This is a genomic window from Shigella sp. FJ200513, assembly GCF_040495915.1.
In the GTDB taxonomy this organism is placed as follows: Bacteria; Pseudomonadota; Gammaproteobacteria; order Enterobacterales; family Enterobacteriaceae; genus ECMA0423.
Window position 1 is genome coordinate 1 of record NZ_JBDYCV010000009.1, and the last position, 14,488, is coordinate 14,488.

10 protein-coding genes and 2 pseudogenes are annotated in these 14,488 nt (G+C 44.6%); 10 read left to right on the forward strand and 2 right to left on the reverse strand.

Going from position 1 to position 14,488, the window contains the following annotated elements; genetic code table 11:
• The first annotated feature begins 77 nt into the window (after positions 1 to 77).
• Positions 78 to 1,226, forward strand: coding sequence for a fimbria/pilus outer membrane usher protein (locus ABZJ92_RS03450; RefSeq protein ID WP_005052604.1), 1,149 nt, complete (start codon positions 78 to 80; stop codon positions 1,224 to 1,226).
• 138 nt (positions 1,227 to 1,364) lie between these two features.
• Complete coding sequence (locus ABZJ92_RS03455) at positions 1,365 to 1,877, forward strand: hypothetical protein (protein ID WP_000751953.1); 513 nt, start codon at positions 1,365 to 1,367, stop codon at positions 1,875 to 1,877.
• A gap of 106 nt (positions 1,878 to 1,983) precedes the next feature.
• Here the strand turns inward: ABZJ92_RS03455 and ABZJ92_RS03460 are convergent.
• A pseudogene (locus ABZJ92_RS03460) lies at positions 1,984 to 2,745 on the reverse strand (response regulator transcription factor).
• A 245-nt stretch (positions 2,746 to 2,990) separates the two neighbouring features.
• Here ABZJ92_RS03460 and ABZJ92_RS03465 point away from each other — a divergent pair.
• Both ABZJ92_RS03465 and ABZJ92_RS03470 read left to right on the forward strand, forming a co-directional pair.
• Positions 2,991 to 3,755 (forward strand): winged helix-turn-helix domain-containing protein, encoded by a 765-nt coding sequence (locus tag ABZJ92_RS03465; protein ID WP_000442140.1) that lies wholly within the window; start codon positions 2,991 to 2,993, stop codon positions 3,753 to 3,755.
• Positions 3,748 to 4,224, forward strand: coding sequence for a hypothetical protein (locus tag ABZJ92_RS03470; RefSeq protein WP_000182502.1), 477 nt, complete (start codon positions 3,748 to 3,750; stop codon positions 4,222 to 4,224). Before ABZJ92_RS03465 ends, ABZJ92_RS03470 begins: the two co-directional genes overlap by 8 nt.
• Before the next feature lie 86 nt (positions 4,225 to 4,310).
• Here the strand turns inward: ABZJ92_RS03470 and ABZJ92_RS03475 are convergent.
• A pseudogene (locus tag ABZJ92_RS03475) lies at positions 4,311 to 5,309 on the reverse strand (DUF2776 family protein).
• Positions 5,310 to 5,725: 416 nt separating this feature from the next.
• Here ABZJ92_RS03475 and ABZJ92_RS03480 point away from each other — a divergent pair.
• The 6 genes from ABZJ92_RS03480 to ABZJ92_RS03505 all read left to right on the forward strand — a co-directional run bounded on the left by ABZJ92_RS03480 (position 5,726) and on the right by ABZJ92_RS03505 (position 14,488).
• Complete coding sequence (locus ABZJ92_RS03480) at positions 5,726 to 7,315, forward strand: DUF4049 domain-containing protein (RefSeq protein ID WP_000643692.1); 1,590 nt, start codon at positions 5,726 to 5,728, stop codon at positions 7,313 to 7,315.
• Between the two features lie 261 nt (positions 7,316 to 7,576).
• On the forward strand, positions 7,577 to 9,199 hold the full coding sequence (locus tag ABZJ92_RS03485) for a DUF4049 domain-containing protein (protein ID WP_005052620.1): 1,623 nt from the start codon (positions 7,577 to 7,579) through the stop codon (positions 9,197 to 9,199).
• Between the two features lie 189 nt (positions 9,200 to 9,388).
• Complete coding sequence (gene yhiY / locus ABZJ92_RS03490; protein WP_001296785.1) at positions 9,389 to 9,502, forward strand: protein YhiY; 114 nt, start codon at positions 9,389 to 9,391, stop codon at positions 9,500 to 9,502.
• 62 nt (positions 9,503 to 9,564) lie between these two features.
• On the forward strand, positions 9,565 to 10,632 hold the full coding sequence (locus ABZJ92_RS03495; RefSeq protein ID WP_000361470.1) for an HlyD family secretion protein: 1,068 nt from the start codon (positions 9,565 to 9,567) through the stop codon (positions 10,630 to 10,632).
• Entirely contained in the window at positions 10,629 to 13,364 is a 2,736-nt protein-coding gene (rbbA, locus tag ABZJ92_RS03500) for a ribosome-associated ATPase/putative transporter RbbA (RefSeq protein ID WP_000149170.1), read from the forward strand. The genes ABZJ92_RS03495 and rbbA overlap by 4 nt, the downstream gene beginning before the upstream one ends.
• Entirely contained in the window at positions 13,364 to 14,488 is a 1,125-nt protein-coding gene (locus tag ABZJ92_RS03505) for an ABC transporter permease (protein ID WP_001216257.1), read from the forward strand. The genes rbbA and ABZJ92_RS03505 overlap by 1 nt, the downstream gene beginning before the upstream one ends.

Genomic DNA, 14,488 nt, shown 5'->3' on the forward strand with positions numbered 1-14,488 from the left:
CTAGTCTAAAAACTAGTATTAAGACTATCACTTAAATAAGTGATACTGGTTGTCTGGAGATTCAGGGGGCCAGTCTATTGTCTATAACCACGAACCGTTATGCATCAGGTTATGCCACACTGACTGAAGCAGTAAGTGCACAGGATGAACGGAACAGAAAAAGAGATAAGAATAGTCACGATGGCTCTACGATATCCTTATCCCAGCCCCTTGGTAATATCGGGAATTTGAACTTCAATACCACGAGGTATAATTCTTCCCGGGGCACAGGAAACACGCGGTCTACCAGCCTGAGTTATAGTACGGTATGGAGAGGCATAACATTCTCCATTAACTGGGCAAAAAACGACTTGCTGACATCGCATAAATGGAAAGTAGATCGGAAATTAAGCGTGGGTATTTCAGTGCCATTATCGCTGGGTGACGAAAATCAAATTTATGCGTCTTCACAGATGAGTCGTTCGGGAGAGCAGGGTAATAACTATCAGGTTTCATTATCAGGTCAGAATAGTGGTGGTGTATGGTGGGATGTAGCGACAAATATAACTAACGCTCATCAGTCACAACCGAAGAGCACGATGAACATTGTGCAAGTTGGCAAAAATGGATCATATGGTCAGTTTAGTAGCCATTACAGCTCCAGCGAAAACATGAAACAGCTAGGTGCAAATTTAAGCGGTGGGATACTTATTACAAGGGATGGACTTACATTTGGTCAAAATGTGGATGGGACATTAGCCCTTATAGAGGCACCCGGAGCAACGGGGGTTAACGTTAATGGCTGGCCGGGACTGAGTACTGATTTTCGTGGGTATGCAATACTGCCAGTGCAGCCATACCGAAGAGACGATGTTATTCTGGATGAAAAAACGATAGGTAAGAATTACGACTTACCACAAACTAGTCAATTGGTTGTACCGACAGCTGGAGCCGTTGTGCCTGCGACATTGGCAGTGAAGAGCGGGGATAAAGGATTAGTAACCTTAAAACAGAAAGAGGGTAAACCCATCCCCTTCGGCGCTGTGATTAGTTATAGCAAAGACACTGAAAATATGGCCGGCATTGTAGGTGAAGATGGTATTGCTTATGTTTCTGGCTTGAGTGCGGAAGGCGAGTTTAATGTGAAATGGGGTTATTCTAAAGATCAATCCTGTATCGCAAAATACCAACTTCCTGCGAAGAAAAGTGCATCAGGGTTATACCAGATAGCGGCGACATGTTTATAGTTTCTAAATTAAGAAACTCATAATTTATTTTTGTGAAGATGTTTCCATTATTTGGTGGAAGCATTTTCGCGATAGCACGTAAATGCAAAGAAAGAAACTGCATTTTGCAGTGTAAATGAAAATCATGGAGAAAATATAATGAAGAAAACATTGTTAGCAATCATGCTGGCGGGGACAGCTTTTGCTTCTCAGGCGGGAACTTTAGTAAGCCAGGGTACTGAAGCGTCAGCTAATCTTACTTTGACCAAGCCTATCGTTGTTAATAATACCATTCAACCAGTGAAAGGGGTATATAGCGGTACGTTAACTGCATGGACGCCTTTGGCAACAGGTATTGTTGGCGCATCTGATGGGCAGAGCCACGACTATGCTGTAACTTTCCCGGATGATATTTATGCGGAGAGCAGTACTTCAGCGGATGCAGTAATTTCTGGTGACAATAACCCGGACCATAAACTGAAAGTTTCCCTGACAACGCTTGAGCAGGATCCTCCTTCAGCTGCCTCCGAAGAGATTGGCGGTAAGCGTTATATGATGCTGAAAAATACTGGAACAGGTGGTGCCTATCGCGTCGTTTCCCATATGAAAGAACAGGTTGTTGAGCCAGACTCTTACACCATCCGTACCCAGGCTTATATCTACGCAGAATAATGCAGATGATTAGTTAATTTCATGGCGGGATTTGATATCCCGCCTTTTTTAACTTATAAAAAAAGACATAGAATATATTATTTATTAAGCGAGGGTGATTTTTACATCAGTTGAACTGAATTAGCGCTTTATAAAAAAGCGCTTCATAAACTTTTTTCTTAATTCCCAGCTTATTGATAGCACGAACTTTATGTGCATACACGGTCTTGATGCTAATATTCATTGCGGCTGAAATCTCATTAACGGATCTACCCTGCGCAACCATTTTCATGGTCTCAATTTGTTGAGGAGAGAGTATATCTGTTAAAAATCTTATTTTTTTAGGCTTGCTGTTAAAAGCATCATTGATAGCGTTTTCTATTTTTGCAATCTTTTCTGTCGGTGATATTATTTTAACTCCTCCCAGTTTCGATGCCAGAGAACAAAGATCTTCTGAGTGATGCCCAGTAATGATGACGATAGGTGTCATCGTTTTCATTATATTTTCTTCAACAATGCGTGAGAATATACTATAAGTATCAGCGACGGTGCACCCGGTCATAATTAACACGTCAGGTTTTGTCTCGCATTTATGAGAGAAGGCTTTAAAGTGATTTAGCCTTAAGTCTCTTTTCTTTTCCAGAAGGTAGCGGATACCCATAGCAAAACAATTATTTTATGAGATGAGTTCAACTGTCGTGCACACCGGTGAACAATAAAAAGATTTAAAAGGCAGAAAAGACTCTGTCACTCTATTATCTTGTTCGTATGTAATGCCTTTTGCGTTTAGCCCTGACCAGTCATCAGGTATCATAAATTCTGAGTCATCGGGTCTCATGAGTAAGACATTATTCATCTTAAGTAGCTCCTGAGTTATTTTCGATAGCACCTAATGATGAAATTACATGTGTTGATAATTTCATGTGGTGCGCTTTCATTTACTTAGGAGTATTCTTGCATCACTTTTCGCCTTGCGATACTTTATATTGATAAAACTGACATGTTTGATTTTTTATTCTGTGGATATAAGTTTTATATGACTTTTTCAGGGTTATATTTGTATTTTAGTTTCTTGTGTCAGTTCCACCAGGAATAGGCTAAAATGACAAAATCTTATTTTGTGTTGTTGCCTGCATGGAGCGGAGATGTTTTTTCATTATCAATGACGCGATTATTTTTGATCCGAACAAATGCTCGCTCTCGAATGTAAATACCCAGGATGAGATAAATTTTCCAGCTACGGCGGGGTGTATTTTGGCAGTGTTACTGGAAAGTAATGGTGGAGCGGTTGACAGGAACTCAATCATTGATAGCGTTTTGGAGAGATTTTCATTTGATCTGTCAAACAACACATTGAACCAATATATATCCCTGTTACGCAAAAGTTTTAAAAATATTGGTGTTGAAGAAAATGTGATTCTTACGATACCCAAAGTAGGCTTTTACATCAGTGAAAACATAACAATAAGTAAACAATCTTATGATGATTCTCATTTACAAGAAGATGTTGTTGAAAAAGTAGAGCGCAAAAGGAGTATTCCTCTTTTTCGCATTTTGATTTCGCTTGTGGTAGTAATTGTTATTATTGAAATGTTTGCCGTGGCTTTTAAAGATACCTACAGTATAACGGATTATCCATTGGTTAAATCAGGTAAGATTGACACCTGTGATTTATATCTTTCAGAGAATCTTAACGAGATTGGCATCGCTAAATCTCAAATAGAGGCCGCTGAAATTTCGAAAAAGCATTTACCCTGTGTGCCAGGTGCAAATTTTATATATGATGTAAATAGTATGCATTATTTGCTTGGGGAAGGGCAGCGGTATTTATCAAGATGTATAAAATCCTCTAATGACGAAACTTATGCAATTTGTTCAGAGGTGCTATTATATGACTAATAAGAAAATGTATTTTATATTAATACTTGTTTTCACATTGCTACAGGTGTGTTTTTTTGCTCTCTGGAAGGCTCGTGATGGTAGCACAACGTCTCTTGAATGTACGTCGACGTTAACAAGAAATGCTAAAACAGATCATTCTTTATACTACTCTGCTAACCTTTCAGTCATTTTAAAAAAAGATGGTAGCGGTAGTTTTACGATTGTTGGCTTAACTGATGAAGATACACCGAGGAAATTTTCCCATTCGTATTTTTTTACCTACAAAATAGATAGTAACGGACGGATCTCAGGTAATGCTAAGGCCAAAGTTTCGGGACTGGAAAATCAGATAAAGGATGAGAACTTCAGACTCAATTTTCTCGATGCATCTTTAACAGGTAAAGGCAATGCGAGGCTAAGCAAGTTTAATAATGTCTATATTTTTAGTATCCCGGGGTTGATCATTAACACATGTGCTCCAATATAAAATTATAATTTTATATTCTACATTATTTCACTAAGTTCGTAAAAAACCAGCGTTAAGATATGAATAACGCTGGGATTATGTAAATTTTAATTTTTTTTCGCAGAACCGGCCTCTAATATTGAAACAATAGAGAACAATGTAAAACATACTGCGCCTAATCCAACCAGAACCCGAGATGGAATAAAGTAGTCCAGCTCAGTTTGTGCGATTTCCGCGAGGAATGATGACAAAAACAAGCAAAACAGACAGGTAAATACCGGTATCATCGGTATTCTGTTGGCTAACGAACAGGTACGTCTCCAGACCAGTGCCAGTAGCCAGACTTTTGAGAATATGCTGTAACAGATCATTCCGAGGCAAATGAGAATAATGCCGGGAGCCAGTCGGGCGCTTGCATCGGAACTGACTAAGACGTATATCCCCTGCAGCACCGTGACTGAGCCGAGAAAAATAACCCAATAACACCACAGCCAGTGCTCTTTGGATGAGAACGTATTACGTGTTTGATGGACGATTGTGGCCACTAGGCCAATTAGACAGGCACAGATTGCGGTTAACCCAAGGCGACATAATGCGGAGTTATGTCGGCACTATGTAACAGCGTAATAGACCAAATGAAACCGAGCAGGGTGAGTAAAACGGGAACGGCAATGAGGCAATTACCGATTAATGAAGAATAAGCCTGTACCGGTGTTCCGTCGCTCTTGCTCCCCGCTGCATTTTTGGGAATGAGCAGAAAGTGACCGGACGACGCTGCCACCGTCGATACACATGCGGCAATCATACCAACGCCAAAAATAACATGGCCGGCAACAAACTCGTCTGCCATCACATCATTACCTGCTAACAGTGCCCAACCCCATATCATGGTGATAATTGACCCCGCATAGCCAATAATGGGGAACAATGTATTGTAAAACGTATTAACGCCGCGCGTGAGTTGCGAAATGATAATAAATGCGGTAGTGAATAATGCCAGGCATATGGCCGCCAGAGAAATCAGCACATGACCCGTGACGTTGCCCTGAACTTTCCAGCACAAAGCCACCTAACGCGATGCAAATTAAGCCTATAATCAAAGGGATTAATTTGAAAAGCTACCCGATATATATGTTCACTTTAAACTCCTCAGGTATCCCTGCTAATATTGAAATGTGCATTAATGATAATTTCAGCCTGTTAATATAACGACGAGATATCATTAAAGACAAATGCATAGCATAACTATAGCGGGGTTTACTGTGCCGAGTGCCATTTTTTAGCGGTCAAAAGGCCATGATAAATAAATATTTATCCTAAGATTAATTCTTATTCTGTTGTTTTTTTTACAATTGTCTTCCAGGGATGGATTGTTTTCCATTATTTAGTAAAAGACCGGATAGTCTCGGTGCTTAAAATCAGCGAACATATAAGTATTATTGTTTTATATCGTCGTAAATATGTCTTTCAGACATGTATCATTTATTTTTTACTAACAGGTCAAAAATATCGCGGGTTATTTATGAAAGCAATTGACAATATATTTAAGTACATCCCTTCAAACCATAAAGATAAGCATTCAGATAAAGTTAATAATCATCAACACCATAGCAAGGTTGATAAAACACATCGTTCAAAGATAGTTGAAATTGATAAGCTGGATAATGATTCGCAAATAGATAACGATTTTGGCATGCATATCATCTATTTCCTGCAACATGGTCACTGGAGGGTAAATGAACATAGTCTTCAGATGGAGAAAATATGGTTTTACAATAGTGAGCCATCTATAGATATTCAAGAATATAATAGTTTTGCCGATAATACTACTAACACGTTTATCTTTACAATTATACCAGACAATAACCATGTGATAAAATTATCGTCTCCCATTACAGTTAAGATTGAGTGTAAGGATGGTTATTATTTTATTAATTTCTCCGGAGATAAATCAGACATAATTTATAAAGTTAATGGGCTTTCTATCATACCTGAAAATTTCTTTACTCTTCTTAGCGGTAATTTTAAAGCTGACTGGCGTTGGGATGTCTCTAAAGAGACGTTTCCTAAGGATAAGTTTGATAGCTATGTTAAATCTGTGTTTTCTAAAATAGACTTTTATAAACAATGTGGTGTGATTAACCCACAAAATGCCAACACGGCTTATTTTGGCGATACAGATGGAAGAGTAGGCGCTGTACTTTATTCATTGCTCGTTTCAGGGCATATAGGCATCAGGGAAAAGGGTTGGAGTTTATTATGTGAATTATTAAAACACGAAGACATGGCTTCATCTGCATACATACATAAAAATAATAAATTGCTCTACAATTTATTAAATACGAGAGACATGATATTGAATGAGTTGCATCAACATGTTTTTTTAAAGGACGATGCGATAACCCCTTGTATCTTCCTTGGGGATCATACAGGCGATAGATTTAGTACTATTTTTGGTGATAAATATATCCTTACTTTGCTAAATTCTATGCGAAATATGGAGGGTAATAAAGATAGCCGTATTAATAAAAATGTCATCGTTCTGGCTGGAAATCATGAAATCAATTTTAATGGTAACTATACTGCACGACTAGAAAATTATAAACTCTCTGCCGGTGATACGTATAACTTAATTAAAACGCTCGATGTTTGTAATTATAACTCAGAAACTAAAGTTTTAACCAGTCATCACGGAATAATAAGAAATGAAGAAAATCAATGTTATTGTCTCGGTGCTTTGCAGGTTCCATTTAATCAGATGAAAGACCCAATTGATCCTGAGGAATTAGCAAATATATGTAATAAAAAACATAAACAACACATGGATGATCATCTTCTCCATCTAATTAGAAGCAATGCTATAGCACCCACACCTGTATATGAAAATTATTTTAATAACACTACTGCTTTCAGACCAAAACCTGAAGATATCTTCAAATGTGGACAGACGCTCAAAAAAACTAAACAGAAATTTGGCCATTATGGATTAGGGGTAGACCAGCATCAAAAAATTGATAATTATACCATGGGGCTAAATTCTTGGAAGATAGCACCTAACGAACGTGGTGATAAAAAAGGTGTCCCAGGGCTTAGTTGTTTTCAACCTCAATAAAACTTCATGAGTGCTGTGGTATCTCTTTTTAATTTTGCCAGTATTTCATAGGTTTTCTTAATCGATTGTAGAGGTATGTACTGATGACGCCTCTACAATATTTAGGGACTTTCTCTGCTATGAGATAAGAAATTTCATATTATGCTTTAAGGCTGAATGATTTGTGCAAAATATAATTATTTCCCCATCGAATATGAGGTGTATGTCATAAGATAAAATGTTAACTATGTATTCCTCGCGGTGAATAATATGAGGTAAAAGATGAAAATTGGAACTGTGGCAGGCACTAATGGCAGTACAACGACAATCGCAACAAATGATATGGTGCAAGAGCATGTTACCAACTTCACTAAAGAACTGTTTGGGTATATTGCAAATGGTATAGGTGATGATATATCAAGTATTGCCAGGACAATGCTCGGTGAAGTTGTGGAAAAAATTGATGATTGGCAAATAGAACGTTTCCAACAATCTATTCAAGATGACAAAATTTCATTTACCATACAAACGAATCATTCAGAAAAATATAGTATGCTATCGGGCATGCGCGCTCATATTCTACGTAGGAATAACTGTTATCAGTTTATTGTGACAATTAATAGTAAAAATTACGGTTGCCCTCTTGATAATACCGATATTAATTGGTGCAGCATTGTTTATTTACTTAATAATATGACAGTAAATGATAATGCTAATGATGTTGCAGTTACTGAGTCGTACAAACCCATCTGGAACTGGGAAATATCGCAATACAATGTATTTGATATTAAATTCGAAACAATTATAAAACCCCAGTTCGCTGACAGAACCTATTTCTCCAATTGTTCACCTGTTGATCCCACAAGTACCAGGCCGACCTATTTTGGCGATACCGATGGCTCAGTCGGTGCAGTTTTGTACGCGCTTTTTGCAACAGGACATTTGGGAATCATGGCTGAAGGAGAAAATTTCCTTAGCCAGTTGCTTAATATAGAAGATGAAGTTCTCAACGTATTGCTAAGGGAGAACTTTAATGAGCAACTTGACACTAATGTTAATACAATAATCAGTATACTGAACAGAAGAGATAATGTTTTAGAAAGTCTTCAGCCTTATTTGGTTATTAATAAAGACGCAGTCACGCCATGTACGTTTCTTGGCGACCAAACCGGCGATCGATTTAGTAATATCTGTGGCGATCAATTTATCATCGATTTGTTAAAACGCATAATGAGTATCAATGAAAATGTTCATGTATTAGCTGGAAATCATGAAACGAATTGCAATGGTAACTATATGCAAAACTTCACGCGCATGAAACCACTTGATGAGGATACCTACGACGGGATAAAAGATTATCCTGTATGTTTCTATGACCCCAAATACAAAATAATGGCAAATCATCATGGGATAACTTTTGATGATCAGCGAAAACGTTACATTATAGGACCGATAACTGTCTCTATTGATGAAATGACCAATGCTCTCGATCCGGTCGAATTAGCGGAAATTATTAATAAAAAGCATCATGCTATAATTAATGGCAAAAAGTTTAAAACTAGCCGGGCTATCTCTTGTCGATCCTTTAATCGTTATTTTTCTGTTTCGACAGATTACAGACCTAAACTTGAAGCACTATTAGCATGTTCACAAATGTTAGGTATAAATCAAGTTGTTGCACATAACGGAAATGGTGGGAGAGAACGCATAGGTGAAACGGGGACAGTTTTAGGTCTTAACGCCCGTGACAGTAAACATGCTGGAAGAATGTTCAGCATGCATAATTGCCAAATTAACCCTGGTGCAGGGCCAGAGATAACCACTCCCTGGAAGTCTTACCAGCATGAAAAAAACAGAAATGGACTTATGCCTTTGATTAGAAGGCGCACAATGTTACAGCTCTGAACCATAGACAACATGAATATTAATGTTACTATCTGGTTGAGACTGTTGATAAAACGTAAAAAGGAATGCTCTGTTCCTGCAACTGAACAGGCGTGAAATGCGATCCAACAGGATGGATACCGTTTTGTCAGCCAGTTTTATAGATCACACTTATGAGTATGCGTGTTTCATTTACGGCCAGGAATGCTGATGATGACAACATTACTACCCGTTTTCACTAAGCCTTCCCCGTTGGCGCTCAATGCTCTGCGCGCTGGTCGTATTTGTCGTTTCCTTCTTATCCCGGATGGAAGAATCCGCTGAACGTCGTTCGGCGGCAGTTGTAACACGCGTCGTTTGCTTACAGGGATTATGGCGGGTCGATTATGGATAAGAGTAAGCGCCATCTGGCGTGGTGGGTTGTCGGGGCACTGGCGGTGGCTGCCGTCGTGGCGTGGTGGCTGTTGCGCCCGGCGGGTGTGCCGGAAGGCTTTGCTGTCAGCAATGGGCGCATTGAAGCGACGGAAGTGGATATCGCCAGCAAAATTGCCGGGCGTATCGACACCATTCTGGTGAAAGAAGGCCAGTTTGTTCGCGAAGGCGAAGTGCTGGCGAAGATGGATACTCGCGTGTTGCAGGAACAGCGACTGGAAGCCATCGCGCAAATCAAAGAGGCACAAAGCGCCGTTGCCGCCGCGCAGGCTTTGCTGGAGCAACGACAAAGTGAAACTCGTGCCGCACAGTCGCTGGTCAATCAACGCCAGGCCGAACTGGACTCTGTTGCCAAACGTCATACGCGTTCCCGCTCGCTCGCCCAACGAGGGGCTATTTCTGCGCAACAGCTGGATGACGACCGCGCCGCCGCTGAGAGCGCCCGAGCTGCGCTGGAATCAGCGAAAGCCCAGGTTTCGGCTTCTAAAGCGGCTATAGAAGCAGCACGCACCAATATCATTCAGGCGCAAACTCGGGTCGAAGCAGCGCAAGCCACTGAACGGCGCATTGCCGCAGATATCGATGACAGTGAACTGAAAGCCCCGCGTGACGGACGCGTGCAGTATCGGGTTGCCGAGCCAGGGGAAGTGCTGGCGGCAGGCGGTCGGGTGCTGAATATGGTCGATCTCAGCGACGTCTATATGACCTTCTTCCTGCCAACCGAACAGGCGGGCACGCTGAAACTGGGCGGTGAAGCCCGGCTGATCCTCGATGCCGCGCCAGATCTGCGTATTCCTGCAACCATCAGTTTTGTCGCCAGTGTCGCCCAGTTCACGCCAAAAACCGTCGAAACCAGCGATGAACGGCTGAAACTGATGTTCCGCGTCAAAGCGCGTATCCCACCGGAATTACTCCAGCAGCATCTGGAATATGTCAAAACCGGTTTACCGGGCGTAGCGTGGGTGCGGGTGAATGAAGAACTTCCGTGGCCTGACGACCTCGTGGTGAGGTTGCCGCAATGACGCATCTGGAACTGGTTCCCGTCCCGCCTGTCGCGCAACTGGCGGGCGTGAGCCAGCATTATGGAAAAACCGTTGCGCTGAACAATATCACTCTCGATATTCCGGCCCGTTGCATGGTCGGGCTGATTGGTCCGGATGGCGTCGGGAAGTCGAGTTTATTGTCACTGATTTCCGGTGCCCGCGTCATTGAGCAGGGCAATGTGGTGGTGCTGGGTGGCGATATGCACGACCCGAAGCATCGCCGAGACGTCTGCCCGCGCATCGCCTGGATGCCGCAGGGGCTGGGCAAAAACCTCTACCACACCTTGTCGGTGTATGAAAATGTCGATTTTTTCGCTCGCCTGTTCGGTCACGATAAAGCGGAGCGGGAAGCGCGAATTAATGAGCTGCTGACCAGCACCGGGTTAGCACCGTTTCGCGATCGTCCGGCAGGTAAACTCTCCGGCGGGATGAAGCAAAAACTTGGGCTGTGCTGCGCGTTAATCCACGACCCGGAACTGTTGATCCTTGATGAGCCAACAACGGGGGTTGACCCGCTCTCCCGCGCCCAGTTCTGGGATCTGATCGACAGTATTCGCCAGCGGCAGAGCAATATGAGCGTGCTGGTCGCCACCGCCTATATGGAAGAGGCCGAACGCTTCGACTGGCTGGTAGCGATGAATGCCGGAGAAGTGCTGGCAACCGGCAGCGCCGAAGAGCTGCGGCAGCAAACGCAAAGCGCCACGCTGGAAGAAGCATTTATTAATCTGTTACCGCAAGCGCAACGCCAGGCGCATCAGGCGGTAGTGATCCCACCGTATCAACCTGAAAACGCAGAGATTGCCATCGAAGCGCGCGATCTGACCATGCGTTTTGGTTCCTTCGTTGCCGTTGATCACGTCAATTTCCGCATTCCACGCGGGGAGATTTTTGGATTCCTTGGTTCGAACGGCTGCGGTAAATCCACCACCATGAAAATGCTTACCGGACTGCTGCCCGCCAGCGAAGGTGAGGCGTGGCTATTTGGGCAACCGGTTGATCCAAAAGATATCGATACCCGCCGTCGTGTGGGCTATATGTCGCAGGCGTTTTCGCTCTATAACGAACTCACCGTGCGGCAAAACCTGGAGTTACATGCCCGTTTGTTTCACATCCCGGAAGCGGAAATTCCCGCGCGAGTGGCTGAAATGAGCGAGCGTTTTAAGCTCAACGACGTTGAAGATGTTCTGCCGGAGTCATTGCCGCTCGGCATTCGCCAGCGGCTTTCGCTGGCGGTGGCGGTGATTCATCGCCCGGAGATGTTAATCCTCGATGAGCCTACTTCTGGTGTCGATCCGGTGGCGAGGGATATGTTCTGGCAGTTGATGGTCGATCTCTCGCGCCAGGACAAAGTGACTATCTTCATCTCCACCCACTTTATGAACGAAGCGGAACGTTGCGACCGCATCTCACTGATGCACGCCGGAAAAGTGCTTGCCAGCGGTACACCGCAGGAACTGGTTGAGAAACGCGGAGCCGCCAGTCTGGAAGAGGCATTTATCGCCTATTTGCAGGAAGCGGCAGGGCAGAGCAACGAAGCCGAAGCGCCGCCCGTGGTACACGACACCACCCACGCGCCGCGTCAGGGATTTAGCCTGCGCCGTCTGTTTAGCTACAGCCGCCGCGAAGCGCTGGAACTGCGACGCGATCCAGTACGTTCGACGCTGGCGCTGATGGGAACGGTGATCCTGATGCTGATAATGGGTTACGGCATCAGTATGGATGTGGAAAACCTGCGCTTTGCGGTGCTCGACCGCGACCAGACCGTCAGTAGCCAGGCGTGGACACTCAACCTCTCCGGTTCCCGTTACTTTATCGAACAGCCGCCGCTCACCAGTTATGACGAGCTTGATCGTCGGATGCGTGCGGGCGATATCACGGTGGCCATTGAGATCCCGCCCAATTTCGGGCGCGATATCGCGCGTGGTACGCCTGTGGAACTCGGCGTCTGGATCGACGGAGCGATGCCCAGTCGTGCCGAAACGGTAAAAGGTTACGTGCAGGCAATGCACCAGAGTTGGCTTCAGGATGTGGCGAGCCGACAATCGACACCCGCCAGCCAAAGCGGGCTGATGAACATTGAGACGCGTTATCGCTATAACCCGGACGTAAAAAGCCTGCCAGCGATTGTTCCGGCGGTGATCCCGCTTCTGCTGATGATGATCCCGTCAATGCTAAGCGCCCTTAGCGTGGTGCGGGAAAAAGAGCTAGGGTCGATTATCAACCTTTACGTGACCCCCACCACCCGTAGCGAATTTTTGCTTGGCAAACAGCTGCCGTACATCGCGCTGGGGATGCTGAACTTTTTCCTGCTCTGCGGCCTGTCGGTGTTTGTGTTTGGCGTACCGCATAAAGGCAGTTTCCTGACGCTCACCTTGGCGGCGCTGCTGTATATCATCATTGCCACTGGAATGGGGCTGCTGATCTCCACCTTTATGAAAAGCCAGATTGCCGCCATTTTCGGAACGGCGATTATCACATTGATCCCGGCGACACAGTTTTCCGGGATGATCGATCCGGTAGCTTCGCTGGAAGGGCCTGGACGTTGGATCGGCGAGGTTTACCCGACCAGTCATTTTCTGACTATCGCCCGCGGAACGTTCTCGAAAGCGCTGGATCTGACTGATTTGTGGCAACTTTTTATCCCGTTGCTGATAGCCATCCCGCTGGTGATGGGCTTAAGCATCCTGCTGCTGAAAAAACAGGAGGGATGATGCGCCATTTACGCAATATTTTTAATCTGGGTATCAAAGAGTTGCGCAGTCTGCTCGGTGATAAAGCGATGCTGACGCTGATTGTCTTCTCGTTTACGGTGTCGGTGTATTCGTCAGCGACCGTTACGCCAGGATCGTTGAACCTCGCGCCGATCGCCATTGCCGATATGGATCAATCGCAGTTATCGAACCGGATCGTTAACAGCTTCTATCGTCCGTGGTTTTTGCCACCGGAGATGATCACCGCCGATGAGATGGATGCCGGACTGGACGCCGGACGCTATACCTTCGCGATAAATATTCCGCCTAATTTTCAGCGTGATGTCCTCGCCGGACGCCAGCCGGATATTCAGGTGAACGTCGATGCCACGCGCATGAGCCAGGCATTTACCGGCAATGGGTATATCCAGAATATTATCAACGGTGAAGTGAACAGCTTTGTCGCGCGCTACCGTGATAACAGCGAACCGTTGGTATCGCTGGAAACCCGGATGCGCTTTAACCCGAACCTTGATCCCGCGTGGTTTGGCGGGGTGATGGCGATCATCAACAACATTACCATGCTGGCGATTGTATTGACCGGATCGGCGCTGATCCGCGAGCGTGAACACGGCACGGTGGAACATTTACTGGTGATGCCGATAACGCCGTTTGAGATCATGATGGCGAAGATCTGGTCGATGGGGCTGGTGGTGCTGGTGGTATCGGGATTATCGCTGGTGCTGATGGTGAAAGGTGTACTGGGCGTACCGATTGAAGGCTCGATCCCGCTGTTTATGCTGGGCGTGGCGCTCAGTCTGTTTGCCACCACGTCAATCGGCATTTTTATGGGGACGATAGCGCGTTCAATGCCGCAACTGGGGCTGCTGGTGATTCTGGTGCTGCTGCCGCTGCAAATGCTTTCCGGTGGATCCACGCCGCGCGAAAGTATGCCGCAGATGGTGCAGGACATTATGCTGACCATGCCGACGACACACTTTGTTAGCCTCGCGCAGGCCATCCTCTACCGGGGTGCCGGATTCGAAATCGTCTGGCCGCAGTTCCTGACGCTGATGGCAATTGGCGGCGCGTTTTTCACCATCGCACTGCTGCGATTCAGGAAGACGATTGGGACAATGGCGTAA

Bases quoted from the DNA above. Each gene is read 5' to 3' on its own strand.
- ABZJ92_RS03455 (WP_000751953.1), top strand. From the start codon at position 1,365: ATGAAGAAAACATTGTTAGCAATCATGCTGGCGGGGACAGCTTTTGCT.
- ABZJ92_RS03465 (WP_000442140.1), top strand. From the start codon at position 2,991: ATGGAGCGGAGATGTTTTTTCATTATCAATGACGCGATTATTTTTGAT.
- ABZJ92_RS03470 (WP_000182502.1), top strand. From the start codon at position 3,748: ATGACTAATAAGAAAATGTATTTTATATTAATACTTGTTTTCACATTG.
- ABZJ92_RS03480 (WP_000643692.1), top strand. From the start codon at position 5,726: ATGAAAGCAATTGACAATATATTTAAGTACATCCCTTCAAACCATAAA.
- ABZJ92_RS03485 (WP_005052620.1), top strand. From the start codon at position 7,577: ATGAAAATTGGAACTGTGGCAGGCACTAATGGCAGTACAACGACAATC.
- yhiY (WP_001296785.1), top strand. From the start codon at position 9,389: ATGATGACAACATTACTACCCGTTTTCACTAAGCCTTCCCCGTTGGCG.
- ABZJ92_RS03495 (WP_000361470.1), top strand. From the start codon at position 9,565: ATGGATAAGAGTAAGCGCCATCTGGCGTGGTGGGTTGTCGGGGCACTG.
- rbbA (WP_000149170.1), top strand. From the start codon at position 10,629: ATGACGCATCTGGAACTGGTTCCCGTCCCGCCTGTCGCGCAACTGGCG.
- ABZJ92_RS03505 (WP_001216257.1), top strand. From the start codon at position 13,364: ATGCGCCATTTACGCAATATTTTTAATCTGGGTATCAAAGAGTTGCGC.